Origin of the sequence: Actibacterium sp. MT2.3-13A, from assembly GCF_018139985.1 — a bacterium.
Lineage (GTDB): Bacteria > Pseudomonadota > Alphaproteobacteria > Rhodobacterales > Rhodobacteraceae > JAGSOU01.
In genome coordinates this window covers 12,743-26,259 of sequence record NZ_JAGSOU010000005.1, presented here as the reverse complement: position 1 = coordinate 26,259, position 13,517 = coordinate 12,743, and the positions used below count along the sequence as shown (strand labels likewise).

The 13,517-nt window shown below is 68.1% G+C and carries 13 protein-coding genes; 7 read left to right on the top strand and 6 right to left on the bottom strand.

The annotated features are described in order from the left end of the window. The 3 genes from KCI33_RS06135 to KCI33_RS06125 all read right to left on the bottom strand — a co-directional run bounded on the left by KCI33_RS06135 (position 1) and on the right by KCI33_RS06125 (position 3,711). Positions 1-1,218 carry a branched-chain amino acid ABC transporter permease gene (locus KCI33_RS06135; protein ID WP_212523889.1) on the bottom strand — a complete coding sequence of 406 codons (1,218 nt, stop codon included), beginning with the start codon at positions 1,216-1,218 and terminating at the stop codon, positions 1-3. Between the two features lie 3 nt (positions 1,219-1,221). Further along, complete coding sequence (locus KCI33_RS06130) at positions 1,222-2,253, bottom strand: branched-chain amino acid ABC transporter permease (protein ID WP_212523888.1); 1,032 nt, start codon at positions 2,251-2,253, stop codon at positions 1,222-1,224. A 111-nt stretch (positions 2,254-2,364) separates the two neighbouring features. Beyond that, positions 2,365-3,711, bottom strand: coding sequence for a substrate-binding protein (locus tag KCI33_RS06125; protein WP_212523887.1), 1,347 nt, complete (start codon positions 3,709-3,711; stop codon positions 2,365-2,367). Between the two features lie 221 nt (positions 3,712-3,932). Here KCI33_RS06125 and KCI33_RS06120 point away from each other — a divergent pair, with 221 nt between their 5' ends. The 4 genes from KCI33_RS06120 to KCI33_RS06105 all read left to right on the top strand — a co-directional run bounded on the left by KCI33_RS06120 (position 3,933) and on the right by KCI33_RS06105 (position 8,662). Next, a complete protein-coding gene (locus KCI33_RS06120; protein WP_212523886.1) occupies positions 3,933-5,246 on the top strand; it encodes a helix-turn-helix transcriptional regulator in 1,314 nt (437 codons plus the stop codon). A gap of 74 nt (positions 5,247-5,320) precedes the next feature. After that, the gene (locus tag KCI33_RS06115) at positions 5,321-5,689 is read left to right on the top strand and encodes a response regulator (protein WP_212523885.1); all 369 of its coding nucleotides are present in this window, start codon (positions 5,321-5,323) and stop codon (positions 5,687-5,689) included. Positions 5,690-5,693: 4 nt separating this feature from the next. Further along, positions 5,694-5,975, top strand: coding sequence for a hypothetical protein (locus KCI33_RS06110; RefSeq protein WP_212523884.1), 282 nt, complete (start codon positions 5,694-5,696; stop codon positions 5,973-5,975). Then, complete coding sequence (locus KCI33_RS06105) at positions 5,972-8,662, top strand: ATP-binding protein (protein WP_212523883.1); 2,691 nt, start codon at positions 5,972-5,974, stop codon at positions 8,660-8,662. Before KCI33_RS06110 ends, KCI33_RS06105 begins: the two co-directional genes overlap by 4 nt. A 52-nt stretch (positions 8,663-8,714) precedes the next feature. Here KCI33_RS06105 and KCI33_RS06100 read toward each other — a convergent pair whose 3' ends face one another. The 3 genes from KCI33_RS06100 to KCI33_RS06090 all read right to left on the bottom strand — a co-directional run bounded on the left by KCI33_RS06100 (position 8,715) and on the right by KCI33_RS06090 (position 10,561). Then, positions 8,715-9,134 carry a DUF6691 family protein gene (locus KCI33_RS06100; protein ID WP_212523882.1) on the bottom strand — a complete coding sequence of 140 codons (420 nt, stop codon included), beginning with the start codon at positions 9,132-9,134 and terminating at the stop codon, positions 8,715-8,717. Beyond that, positions 9,134-9,559, bottom strand: coding sequence for a YeeE/YedE thiosulfate transporter family protein (locus tag KCI33_RS06095; RefSeq protein WP_212524052.1), 426 nt, complete (start codon positions 9,557-9,559; stop codon positions 9,134-9,136). The genes KCI33_RS06100 and KCI33_RS06095 overlap by 1 nt, the downstream gene beginning before the upstream one ends. A gap of 138 nt (positions 9,560-9,697) precedes the next feature. Next, complete coding sequence (locus tag KCI33_RS06090; RefSeq protein WP_212523881.1) at positions 9,698-10,561, bottom strand: MBL fold metallo-hydrolase; 864 nt, start codon at positions 10,559-10,561, stop codon at positions 9,698-9,700. 148 nt (positions 10,562-10,709) lie between these two features. Between KCI33_RS06090 and KCI33_RS06085 the strand changes: the two genes are divergently transcribed. The 3 genes from KCI33_RS06085 (at position 10,710) to KCI33_RS06075 (ending at position 13,517) form a co-directional block, all read left to right on the top strand. Further along, positions 10,710-11,042: a TraR/DksA C4-type zinc finger protein gene (locus tag KCI33_RS06085; RefSeq protein WP_212523880.1), complete on the top strand. Its 333-nt coding sequence runs from the start codon at positions 10,710-10,712 to the stop codon at positions 11,040-11,042. Positions 11,043-11,111: 69 nt separating this feature from the next. Then, positions 11,112-11,324, top strand: coding sequence for a hypothetical protein (locus KCI33_RS06080; RefSeq protein WP_212523879.1), 213 nt, complete (start codon positions 11,112-11,114; stop codon positions 11,322-11,324). A gap of 213 nt (positions 11,325-11,537) precedes the next feature. Continuing rightward, positions 11,538-13,517, top strand: a complete 1,980-nt coding sequence (locus KCI33_RS06075) for an enoyl-CoA hydratase-related protein (protein WP_212523878.1) — start codon at positions 11,538-11,540, stop codon at positions 13,515-13,517.

Genomic DNA, 13,517 nt, shown 5'->3' with positions numbered 1-13,517 from the left:
TCACTCGGCCACATGGGGCGTTTCTTTGGGGTGATGATCGGCATCCTCGCCCCTGGGCGCCTTCTTCTTGCGGAACAGCCGCACGATGCGCTGGCCGCCCTCGATCAGGCCGCCGGGCAGGAAGATCACCACCAGCATGAACAGGATGCCCAGCGTCAGGTGCCAGCCCTTGCCGACGAAGGGGTGCACGATGCTCACCAGCAGATCCTCCAGCCCGTCGGGCAGGAAGGAGAACCAGCCATGCAGGACGTTGTCGTTGATCTTCGAGAAGATGTTCTCGAAATACTTGATGAAGCCCGCGCCCAGCACCGGCCCCAGCAGGGTGCCGGCGCCGCCGAGGATCGTCATCAGAACCACCTCGCCGCTTGCCGTCCACTGCATCCGCTCGGCGCCCGCCAGCGGGTCCATCGAGGCCATCAGGCCGCCGGCGAGACCGGCATACATGCCCGAGATCACGAAGGCGGCGAGCGTGTAGGGCCGCGGGTTCAGGCCGGTGTAGGTCATGCGCTGCTGGTTCGACTTGACCGCGCGCAGCATGATGCCGAAGGGCGAGCGGAAGATCCGCATCGCGGCGTAGAAGGCCAGCAGCATGATCACCGCGCAGAGGTAGTAGCCGGCGTTGAACTGGAACAGCCAGGCGCCGATCTCCAGCTCGAACGTGGAGCGCATCTCCAGGCCGAACAGGTTGGTCACCGGGATCGAGCCGTCCGCGGTCGCCGAGGCGCCGAGGATGCGGGGGTCGTCCAGCGTCAGTTGCAGGCCGGTCTCGCCGTTGGTGATCGGGGTCAGCACCGAATAGGCCAGGTTGAACGACATCTGCGCGAAGGCCAGCGTCAGGATCGAGAAATAGATGCCCGAGCGGCGCAGCGACACGAAGCCGATCAGCAGCGAGAACAGCGCCGCCACCACCATCGACAGCAGGATCGCTGGCACCACGTTCATGCTCAGCAGCTTGAACATCCACACCGCCGAGTAGGACCCCACCCCGAGGAAGGCCGCGTGGCCGAAAGAGAGGTAGCCGGTCAGGCCGAACAGGATGTTGAAGCCGATGGCGAAGATCCCGAATATCGCGAAGCGCTGCATCAGGTCGGGATAGCCTGCGTTGAACTGCGCCAGTTCGCTGCCGGCCGGGAATGGGTTCAGGATGAAGGGCGCGGCCAGGGCCAGCACCGCCACGATCAGCAGAAGGGTCCAGTCTTTCTTGTCGAGACCGAGCATGAATTAGTCCTCCATCACGCCTTTGCGGCCCATGAGCCCGCGCGGGCGGGTGAGCAGGATTACAATCGCCACCAGGTAGATGATGATCTGGTCGATGCCGGGAATGAGCGACTTGATCTCGTTCATCGAGGCAAAGCTTTCGAGAATGCCGAGCAGGAAGCCCGCGGCCACGGCGCCGGGCAGGCTGCCCATGCCGCCGACCACGACCACCACGAAGCTGAGCACGAGGAAATCCATGCCCATATGGTAGTTGGGCGAGTTGATCGGCGTGTACATCACGCCGGCCAGCCCCGCCACGGCGGCGGCGATGCCGAACATGATGGTGAAGCGGCGGTCGATGTTGATGCCCAGCAGCCCCACGGTCTCGCGGTCGGCCATGCCGGCGCGCACAACCATGCCGAAGGTGGTGAACTGCAGGAAGGCGAAGACCGCGCCGATGATGACGGCGGCGAACAGGAAATAGACCAGCCGCCAGTATGGGTAGATGATCACGCTCGGGTCGAAGCCCAGCAGCACCCCGAAATCGAACGAACCGCGGAACGCGTCGGGCGCGGGGGTCGGGATAGGGTTGGCGCCGTAGACCTGCTTGATGATCTCTTGCAACACGATCGCCAGGCCGAAGGTCACCAGGATCTGGTCGGCATGCGGGCGCTTGTAGAAATGCTTGATCAGGCCGCGCTCCATCACGAAGCCCACGGTGATCATGACGGGGATGGCGAAGAGGATGGACAGCGGCACCGCCCAGTCGATGAGCGCGCCGCCGAAGTCGGGGCCGAACCAGGCCTCGACATAGGGGGTCTTCACCTTCAGCGGCTGGCCGAGGAAGTCGGTCTTGGTCGGGTCGACGGTCTCGAAGCTGAGCGTCAGGAACTTCGACAGCGTGACGGCGCAGAAGGCGCCGATCATGAACAGCGCGCCATGCGCGAAGTTCACCACGCCCAGCGTGCCGAAGATGAGCGTCAGTCCGAGGGCGATCAGCGCGTAGGCCGAGCCCTTGTCCAGACCGTTTAGAATTTGCAGTAGGATCGCGTCCATTATCCCCACCCATGCAGCATTGGATTGGTGGCCTGCGCCGGGCGTGACCGGGCAGTAAAGGCCGAAAAGCCGGCCGCGCGCGAGGGCGCGGCCGGCCGGGAGTGACTCAGATCACGCGCCCGGGTTGCAGGTGCCCAGCGAGCCGCCCGCGAACATCGGGTGATCGGGGGCGTATTCGACCTGGGCGCGCGGGGTGACTTCCACGACTTCCAGAAGGTCGAACTCGGAGGTCGGGTTCTCCTTCCCGCGCACGACCAGCACGTCCTTGAAGCACTGGTGGTCGGCGGCGCGGTAATGGGTCGGGCCGTTGCCCAGACCGTCGAAGTCGTAGCCCTCCAGCGCCTCTGCCACGGCGCAGGGGTTGAAGCTGCCGGCGCGCTCCACGGCATCGGCATAGAGCAGCGTCTGCACATAGCAGGTGTGCGCGGCCTGGCTCGGCGGGAAGCCGTATTTGGTGCCGAAGGACTTCACGAAGGCCTGCGAGCCCGCGTCCTGCAGCGACCAGTGCCAGTTGGTCGAGCCGAAGATGCCCTTCACGTTCTCGCCGGCGCCGCGCGCCATCAGGCGCGAGTAGAGCGGCACGACGATCTCGAACTGCTTGCCGTTCACGATCCGGTCGCGCAGGCCGAACTGCACCGCGTTGGTCAGCGAGTTCACCATGTTGCCGCCGTAGTGGTTGAGCACCAGCACGTCGGCGTCGGTCTGCAGGATCGGGGTGATGTAGGCCGAGAAGTCGGTCTGGGCGAGCGGCGTCTTGACCGTGTTCACGGTGGTCCAGCCCAGCGCCTCGGTGGCGGCCACGATCGACTCCTCCTGGGTCCAGCCCCAGGTGTAGTCGGCGGTCAGGTGATAGGCCTTGCGGTCATTGCCGTACATCTTGGCCAGCACCGGCGCCAGCGCGGCGCCCGACATGTAGGCGTTGAAGAAGTGGCGGAAGCCGTTGGCCTTCTTGTCCTTGCCGGTGGTGTCGTTGGAATGGGTCAGACCGGCCATGAAGATCACGCCGGCCTCCTGGCACAGGCCCTGCACGGCGACGGCCACGCCCGAGGACGAGCCGCCGGTGATCATGATGGCGCCGTCCTTCTCGATCATCGACTTGGCCGAGGCGCGGGCGGCGTCCGACTTGGTCTGGGTGTCGCCGGTGACGTATTCCACCTTCTTGCCCAGGATGCCGTTGCCCTGCAGCGCCTTCGACGAGAAGGTGTTCATCATCCCGCCGTCGCCGCCGCCGTTCAGGTGCTCCACCGCCAGCTCATAGGCGCGCAGCTCGTCGGCGCCTTCGTCGGCATAGGGGCCGGTCTGGGGCACGTTGAAGCCCAGCGTCACCGACGCCCCGGTGGGCTCGTTGGTGAACGCCGAGGCCGAGGACGCGGTGAAGATGGTCGGCAGCGCAAGACCGGCGCCGGTAACGGCCCCGGTCTTCAGCACGCCGCGACGTGTGAATTTCGAATTGGACATGAATATCCTCCCGTGATGTGAACTGCGACGCCGCGCCTCCTCTGCGCGGGTCACGGCCTTTTACAAGGCAACATCAGTATCGCGGTCGTATCGAAAATTTCGCAACAACTGCTTTCAATGCAACGTTTTTTTTGTAAACAATTACACAATGCAACGGTATGCATTGTAAACAAGTTATCACGCAGGCGCAGAAAGCCCTTGTAAAGGCCGGAGTTTTCCAGATGGCGCGCAGCACGCTGACAGGCACCCGAATCCGCGAACGCCGCATGGGGATGCGGCTGCGGCAGGCCGATCTGGCCCGTTCGGTCGGCATCTCGCCGTCCTACCTCAATCTGATCGAGCACAACCGGCGCAGAATCGGCGGCAAGCTGCTGATGGATATCGCGCGCAAGCTGGACGTGGAGCCCTCGGCCCTGACCCAGGGCGTGGAGGCGGCGCTGCTGGAGGCGCTGCGCGACGCCGCGGTGGGCCACGAGGCCGCCGCGCGCGAACTGCCGCGCATCGAGGAACTGGTCGGCCGCTTTCCGGGCTGGGCGCAGCTTCTGGCCGACAGCCACCGCCGGGTGGCCGAACTGGAGCGCACGGTGGAACTGCTGACCGACCGCATGACCCACGACCCGTTCCTGTCGGCCTCGCTGCACGAGGTGCTGTCCACGGTGACCGCGATCCGCTCCACCGCGTCGATCCTGGTCGAGACCGAGGACATCGACAGCGACTGGCAGGACCGCTTTCACCGCAACCTCTATGACGAGAGCCAGCGCCTGGCCGAGGGCGCGCAGGCGCTGGTGGCCTATCTCGACGAGGACAGCGCGGCCGAGGAACATGTCCGCAGTTCGCCGCAGGAGGAGGTCGAGGCCTATCTGCGGGCGCAGGATTACCACGTCTCGGCGCTGGAGCGGAACCTGCCGCCGCGCATCGACGGCCTGATCGAGGCGGCGCGCGAGCTGTCGTCGAGCCCGGCGCGCGACCTCGCCCGGCGCTATCTGGAGCGCTACGCCCGCGACGCCGCGCATATGCCGCTGGCCGCCTTCGCCGCGGCAGCGGTCGAGATGAAACTCGACCCGGCGCGGCTGGCGCAGCGTTTCGGCGTCGATCTCGGCGCGGTGTTCCGGCGGGTCGCCGCCATGCCCGAAGAGCGGATCGGCGTCGCCGCAGGGCTGGTGATGTGCGACGGCTCGGGCACGCTGACCTTCCGCAAGCCGGTAAAGGGGTTTTCGCCGCCGCGCTTCGGCGCGGCCTGTCCGCTGTGGCCGCTCTACCAGGCGCTGTCGCGCCCGATGACGCCGGTGCGCGCGGTGATCGAGCTGGCCGGGCGCAGCACCCGCCGCTTCCTGACCTATGCGATCTGCCAGCCCGCGCAGATGGCGCGTTTCGACGGGCCGCAGGTGCTGGAGGCGGCGATGCTGATCCTGCCCGACCCGCCGCTCGCGCCGGCGCAGGGCGAGGTGCTGCCGGCCGGCACGAGCTGCCGGATCTGCCCGCGGCGCGATTGCGTGGCGCGGCGCGAACCCTCGATCCTGGCCGATGGGTTTTGACAGCGGTGGCCTTCTTGGTGATAGTTGCGCCAACAAAAGCGCGAAGGCGCATCCGGACAGGGGGGAGGATCTGAATGGGCAGGACTGTCCTTCTGATCGAGGATGAACCGAATATCATAGAGGCGATCCGCTTCATCCTGTCCCGCGACGGCTGGGTGGTGCACACCCATTCCGACGGCACCACGGCCTATCAGTCGGTGCTGGAGAAGCGACCCGACGTGGTGATTCTCGACGTGATGCTGCCGGGCAAGAGCGGTTTCGACATCCTGCGCGACATCCGCGGCGGGTCCGAGACCGGGGCGCTGCCGGTGCTGATGCTAACCGCCAAGGGCCAGGCCAAGGACCGCGAAATGGCCGAGCAGATCGGCGCCAGCCGCTTCATGGCCAAGCCGTTTTCCAACACCGACGTGCTGAGCGCCGTGCGCGAGCTGGCGGAAGGCTGAGGCCGTGCCCCGCCGAGGTGAGCCCCTGTTCCTAGAGCGGCAGAGCTATCGCCGTCGCCGGATGATGGACCTCGCCCGGCTGCTGCCGGTGCTGGGGCTGTTCGCCTTCATGCTGCCGCTGCTGGGCGGGCCGGAGGGGATCAGCCGCACCGCGACCAACCTGGTCTATTTCTTCCTCGCCTGGTTCGGGCTGATCGTGATGGCCTGGGCGCTGGCGCGGCGGCTCTCGCGCGAGGGACTGGACGGCGAGGAGGGCGAGGTCCGCGAGGGCGGGGACGGGCGATGATAACCTTCAACATGCTCGTGGTGGTCTGCCTGACCTATGTGGTGCTGCTGTTCGTGGTGGCCTTCGTGGCCGAGCGCCGGGCGGCGGCGGGCCGTGTGGCCTGGCTGCGCTCGCCGCTGGTCTACACGCTGTCGCTGTCGGTCTACTGCACCGCCTGGACCTTCTACGGCGCGGTCGGCTACGCGGCGCGCTCGGGGCTGGAATTCGTGACCATCTATCTCGGCCCGACGCTGGTGCTGATCGGCTGGTGGGTGGTGCTGCGCAAGCTGGTGCGCATCGGAAAGACCCAGCGCATCACCTCGATCGCCGACCTGATCTCGTCGCGCTATGGCAAGTCGAACGTGCTGGGCGTGATCGTGACGCTGATGGCGGTGGTCGGCACCACCCCCTATATCGCGCTGCAACTGCAATCGGTGACGCTGTCCTTCGCCGTCTTCGCCGAGCGCGGCCCGGCGCAATGGGCGATGGGCGACCTGAACGCCACCGCGCTGTGGGTGGCGGCGGGGCTGGCGCTGTTCACGGTGCTGTTCGGCACCCGCAACCTCGATGCCAACGAACGCCACCACGGCGTGGTCACCGCCATCGCCATGGAGGCGGTGGTCAAGCTGATCGCGCTGCTGGCGGTGGGGCTGTTCGTGATCTGGGGCGTGGCCGGGGGCCTGGGCGAGATGCTGACCCGGATCGAGGCATCGCCCCTGGCCGAGACGCATTTCAACTCGGGCCGCTGGGTGGGGCTGACCTTCCTCTCGGCGGCAGCGATCTTCACGCTGCCGCGGATGTTCCAGGTGCTGGTGGTGGAAAACGCCGACGAGCGGCACCTTGCCACCGCCTCCTGGGCCTTTCCGCTCTACCTGTTCCTGATGAGCCTCTTCGTGGTGCCGATCGCGGTGACCGGCCTGCGGGTGATGCCGGAGGGGGCGAACCCCGACCTCTTCGTGCTCACCGTGCCGCTGTCGCAGGGGCAGGAGGGGTTGGCGGCGCTGGCCTTCCTCGGCGGGTTCAGCTCGGCGACCTCGATGGTGATCGTGGCGGCGATCGCGCTGTCGACCATGGTGTCCAACCATATCGTCATGCCGCTCTGGCTGCACTGGAAGGAGGCCGGCGCCACCGTCTCCGGCGACGTCCGAAAGATCGTGCTGCGCGCGCGCCGGATCTCGATCGCGGCGATCCTGGTGCTGGGCTATCTCTATTACCGGCTGACCGGCGGGTCGGAGGTTCTGGCCGCGATCGGGCTGGTGTCCTTCGCGGGCGTGGCGCAGGTGCTGCCGGCGCTGCTGGGCGGCATCTTCTGGCGCGGGGCGACGCGCAAGGGTGCGGCGGCGGGTCTGATCCTGGGCTTCGCCACCTGGGCCTACACGCTGTTTCTGCCCAGCTTCGGCCCCGGCGTGGCGATGAGCGCCGAGATCATGGTCAACGGGCCGTTCGGGCTGGACTGGCTGCGCCCGCAGGCGCTGTTCGGGGTCACCGGGATCGACCCGGTGGTGCACGCGGTGTTCTGGAGCATCACGCTGAACACCTTCGCCTTTTTCGCGGTGTCGCTGTCGGGCTTCCCTTCGCCGATGGAGCGCCTGCAGGGCGCGCAATTCGTCAACGTGTTCGAGCATTCCAGCGGCGCGCGCGGCTGGAGCCACGGCGCGGCCGAGGCCGAGGACCTGCTGATGATGGCGCAGCGCATCCTCGGCTCGCGCGAGGCGCAGGCGCTGTTTCAGCGCGCCGCCTCCGAGCAGGGCAAGGCGGGCTACCTGCCCGAGCCCACCCCCGAATTCATCGAGCGGCTGGAGCGCGAGTTGGCGGGCTCGGTCGGGGCGGCCACGGCGCATGCGATGGTGGGGCAGATCGCGGGCCATTCCTCGGTCTCGGTCGAGGACCTGATGGCGGTTGCCGACGAGGCGGCGCAGATCATGGAATATTCCAGCCAGCTCGAGGCCAAGTCCGAGGAGCTGGCGCGCACCGCCCGCCAGCTGCGCGAGGCCAACGAGAAGCTGACCGAGATCTCGGAGCAGAAGGACGCCTTCCTCAGCCAGATCAGCCACGAACTGCGCACGCCGATGACCTCCATCCGGGCGTTCTCGGAGATCCTGATGGAAGGCGCGGCGCTGAGCGAGGACCAACTCACGCGCTATTCCTCGATCATCTACGAGGAGGCGATTCGGCTGACGCGGCTTCTGGACGACCTGCTGGACCTCAGCGTGCTGGAGCGCGGGCAGGTCTCGCTCAACCGCCAGCGCGGCAACCTGCGCGAGTTGCTGGACCGGGCCGTGGCGGCCACCGGCTCGCTGGACACGCAGGCCCGCATGGCGATCGCGCGCGACCCGGCCTCGGAGGATGTGGCGCTGATGACCGACACCGACCGGCTGAGCCAGGTCTTCATCAACCTGATCGCCAACGCGCATAAATACTGCGATGCCGCGGCGCCGCGGCTGACCATCGTGGTGCGTCGCCTGCCCGAGGGCACGGCGGTCGATTTCATCGACAACGGCACCGGCATCCCGAAAAAGAGCCAGGACATCATCTTCGAGAAATTCTCGCGGCTGGGCGATCACAGCTCGGCCGGGGGGGCGGGGCTGGGCCTGGCCATCTGCCGCGAGATCATGGACAAGCTGGGCGGCTCGATCGCCTATCTGCCCGGGCAGGGCGGCGCGGCCTTCCGCGTGATCCTGCCGGCCTCGCGGGCCGAGGCGGCGTAAGCCGGGAGCACCGGCCCGCGCGGGGCACGGGCCGGTGCCGTTGTTCCGGGTCTCAGGTCGCCGGCAGCATGCGGCGCAGCGGCACCGCGGCAAGCATGCCCGCGATCATCGCGGCCACGAACAGCCAGTGTCCGGGACCGCCATAGGTGAGCGAGGCCAGCGACGGGCCGGGGCAGAGGCCGACCAGCCCCCAGCCCATGCCGAACAGCACCGAGCCGACGACCAGGTTGCGGCCGATCCGGGGCTCGGGGCGCTCGGGGAAGTCGCCGCCGAGCGCGGGCTTGCGCCCTTGCGTGAACCACCAGGCAATGGCCATGGGGATCATCGCGCCGCCCATCACGAAGGCCAGCGTCGGATCCCAGTCGCCGAACACGTCGAGCCAGCCCTGCACCTTGGCGGTGTCGGTCATGCCCGAGATGAAAAGTCCGCCGCCGAACAGCGCGCCGGAGATGAAGGCAAACAGGTTTCGCATCAGATCACCCCCAGCACATGTTTGAAGACCACCATCGTCAGGCCGCCGGCCAGGATGTAGAACACGGTGGCCACGATGCCGCGCAGCGACAGCCGCGACATGCCGCAGACCCCGTGACCCGAGGTGCAGCCATTGGCCAGGCGCGTGCCGATGCCCACCAGCAGGCCCGCCGCCACGATCGCCAGCAGGTTGCCGGTGATGTGTGTGTCGACCTCTTTATAGAGCGGATAGAGCGGGATCGGCGCCAGGATCACCCCGGCGATGAAGGCGATGCGCTCCCACATGGTGCGCATGCCGCTGCCGTCCACGAGCCCGCCGAGGATGCCGCTCGCCCCCATGATCCGGCCGTTGACCAGCAGGTAGACGGCGCCGGCCGTGCCGATGACGAGGCCACCAACAAAGCCCCAGATCCAATCTTGTTCAATCATTTTCGCGGATGTCCCTTATGCCCGCGCAGCCCGTTGCGAAGGGGTGGCGGGATGTCTCCCTTGAACGGCGTCCCGGCGGGCCGGGGCGCCGCGGCTTCACGAATGGGGCGGCTTTCCCGAACCGCCCCGTCACGGTCACAGCTTGTTGACCGGAACCTTCAGATAGACCGTGCCGTTGTCTTCGGCTGGCGGCATCTGGCCGGCGCGCATGTTGACCTGCAGCGAGGGCACGATGAGGCGCGGCATGGCCAGCGTCGCATCGCGCTCGGTCCGCATCTTGACGAAATCGGACTTGTCGTGACCGCCGCCGACATGGATGTTCTTGGCCTTCTGCTCGCCCACGGTGGATTCCCAGGCGTAGACGTCGCGGCCCGGCGCCTTGTAGTCATGGCCGACGAAGATGCGGGTCTCGTCAGGCAGCGCCAGGATCTTCTGCACCGAATCGTAGAGCGTCTCGGCCGAGCCGCCGGGGAAGTCGCAGCGCGCGGTGCCGAAATCCGGCATGAACAGCGTGTCGCCGACGAAGGCGGCATCCTCGATCACATAGGTCAGGCAGGCGGGGGTGTGGCCGGGCGTGTGCAGCACGTCGCCGCGCAGCTGGCCGATATGGAAGCTGTCGCCCTGCTTGAACAGCTGGTCGAACTGGCTGCCGTCGCGCTGGAACTCGGTGCCTTCGTTGAAGACCTTGCCGAAGGTGTCCTGCACGACCTTGATCTTCTCGCCGATGCCGATCTTGCCGCCCAGATGCTTCTGCAGATAGGGCGCGGCGGACAGGTGGTCGGCATGGACATGGGTTTCCAGCAGCCACTCGATTTCGAATTCCTGCTCCTTGACCCAGGCGATGATCTCATCGGCCGAGCGAGTGTCGGTATGGCCCGAGGCGTAGTCGAAATCGAGCACCGAGTCGATGATCGCTGCCTTTTTGCTCATCGGGTCGCGCACGACGTAGGACACGGTGTTGGTGGCTTCGTCGAAGAAGGCCTTCACTTCGGGTGACATCTTGAATGACTCCTCCATAGGGTTTCCAAAAACATATGCGATTTTGAATATGTTTATCAATAGCCGGGAGGCTATTATTGACGTGCATCAAGGCGTCCGTTGCTCCAGCATGGGACAGTGCGTTGATCTTTACGGAGGACACTAGGGTATGGTCACACTTGCCGAACGCAAGAACGCCTTGGAAAAAAGGCTGGCCGAGTTGGATTCGCGGCTCCACGTCATTGAGGACGAGCTGGACACGCACCAGTCGCAAGAACATCCGTCGCAGGACTTCGAGGAGCAGTTCCTCGAGCGCGAGGAGGACGAGGTGCTGCAGGAGCTCGGCAATGCCGAGCAGGCCGAGATGGGGCAGATTCGCGCGGCGCTCAAGCGGATCGAGGACGGGACCTACGGCTATTGCGCGAAATGCGGCGACAAGATTGCCGAAGAGCGTCTGGACCTTCTGCCTGCCACGCCCTTCTGCCGCAGCTGCGCGGTGTGACGGCTGGCGCCGCCGACTGTAATTGCCGCCCCGGCACCCGCCGCGGCCGGCACCCCAAGGGAGAACGAGATGGCCTTTGAACAGCTGAAAGCCGGAATCGCGCTGATCCTCGAAGAGATCGAAAAGCGCCCCGAGGACCGCCATGTCCTGCAGGAGGAGCTGCGCGAAAAGATCGCCGAGTTCCACGCGCTCGGCCTGCCGGTGCCCGAAGACATCCTGCGGCTGGAAAGCGAGCTGGAGCAGGACGACGCCGACGACATCTTCGACAACATGCCGGTGTGATCCCGGCCGCGGCCGGTAAAGACCCCAGATAGTGGCGCGCGCCCGCGGAAGCGGGCGCGCGCTATTGCGTTTCGCGGGCGGCCGTCTACTAATGATCTCAATGGGCTGCGGGTTTCATAAGGGCCGCAACGGCCGCCTGATGCCGCCCCCGGCGATGCGCCGGGCCGGGGCGGCTCGCGTCCGCGCCGTCGCGGCGCGGGCGAGGGTCTCGGGATGAGCGGGCCGGTCGCGCTCAGCGTCGCGGCGGACGGCATCGCCCGCATCGCGGTGGACAACCCGCCGGTCAACGCGCTCAGCCATCCGGTGCGCCGGGCGCTGTGGGACGCGGTGGAGGCCGCCGAGGCCGACCGCGCCGTGCGGCTGATCCTGCTGGCCGCCGAGGGGCGCACCTTTCCCGCCGGCGCCGACATCAACGAATTCCACGCCAAGCCGCAGGACCTCTGGCTGCCCGATCTGTGCGACCGGATCGAGGCATGCGCCAAGCCGGTGGTCGCGGTGCTCCACGGGACGGCGCTGGGCGGCGGGTTCGAACTGGCCCTGGCCGCGCATTACCGGCTGGCGGCGGAGGATGCGCAGGTCGGCCTGCCCGAGGTGACGCTGGGCCTGTTGCCCGGCGCGGGCGGCACGCAGCGGCTGCCGCGGCTGGCGGGCGGCGCCGCAGCGCTGGAGATCATGCTGGGCGGCCGGCCGGTGGACGCGGCGCAGGCGCAGCGGCTGGGGCTGCTCGACAGGGTGGTGCGCGGCGACCTGTCCGAGGCCGCGCGGGCCTATGCGCGGGAGTTGCTGGCGGCGGACGCCGGGCCGCGCCGCACGCGCGACAGCCGCGCGGGGCTGCGCGACACGCGGGCGTATATGGCGGCGATCCGCCATCACCGCGCCTGGCTTTCCGACGCGCCGGTCCCGGCGCCGGAAAAGATCGTCGATTGCGTCGAGGCGGCGCTGCTCTTGCCCTTCGAGACCGGGCTCGCCTTCGAGAGGGCGGCCTTCGAGGATTGCGTGACCTCCGACGCCTCGCATGCGCTGCGCCATGCCTTCCTGGCCGAGCGCCGCGCGGCGAAGATTCCCGGGCGCGGGTCCGCCGCGCCGCGCCCCGTGCAGCGGCTGGGGCTGGCGGGGGGTGATCCCGGCCTCGCGGCGGCGGCGCTGGAGGCCGGGCTGGCGGTGACGCTGATCGCGCCCGACCCGGAGGCGGCCACGGCCGAGGTCGCGGGGCATTGTGCCGGGGTGTCGGCGCAGGGGATCCCCGGTGACGAGGCCCAGGTGGCGCGGCTGGCGCGGTTGAGCGCGACGTCTGATCCGGCGGCGCTGGCCGGGGCCGATCTGGTGATCGCCGGGCGCGCGCAGGCGGGCGAGGCCCTGGCCCATCTGTCCCCCGAGGCGGTGCTGGCCGTGGCCGGCGCGGCGGCCGCGCGGGGCGGCGGCCGTGTCGCCGGGCTCTACCTGCCGCCCGCCGCCGAAGGCGGGCGTCTGGCCGAGGTGCTGGTGGCGCCCGAGACGAGCCCCGAAACCGCCGCCACGCTCTTTGCCGCGCTCAGGCGGCTGGGCCGGGTGGCGCTGCGCTGCGCGGGCGGGCCGGTGGGTCCGGCGATGAGCGCGGCGATGCTGCGCGCGGCGGGCGACATGCTGCTCCGGGGCGCGGATCCCTACCGCATCGACGACGCGCTGCGCGGCTTCGGCTTCGCGCTGGGGCCCTATGAGCGGCTGGACCGCGACGGGCAGGCGGCGCAGGCCGGCGCGCTGGGCGTGGCGCTGGCGCGGCGCGGCTGGACCGGGCGCGGCGCCGGGCGCGGCGTCTACCGCTACGACCGCGAGGCCGAGCCGCGCGTCGAGGATCCGGAGGTTCTGGCCCTGCTGCGCGCGCTTCAGGCCGAGGGCGGCAGGCCCCAGCGCAGCCTTTCCGGCGACGAGATCGTGCAGAGGATGATGGCGGCGGCGGCCAATGCGGGCGCGAAACTGGTCGATGCCGGCGTGGTGCTGCGCCCCTCGGATGTGGATGTGGCGATGATGCTGGGGCAGGGCTTTCCGCGCTGGCGCGGCGGGCCGATGATGCTGGCCGACCAGACTGGCCTGCTGGCGGTGAAGCGGACGCTGGACATCCTGAGCGAGGAGAACCCGGCGTTCTGGGCGCCCGCGCCGCTGTTCGCCGAACTGATCAAGAACGGCCGCCGCTTCGCGGATCTGAACGGGGGCTGA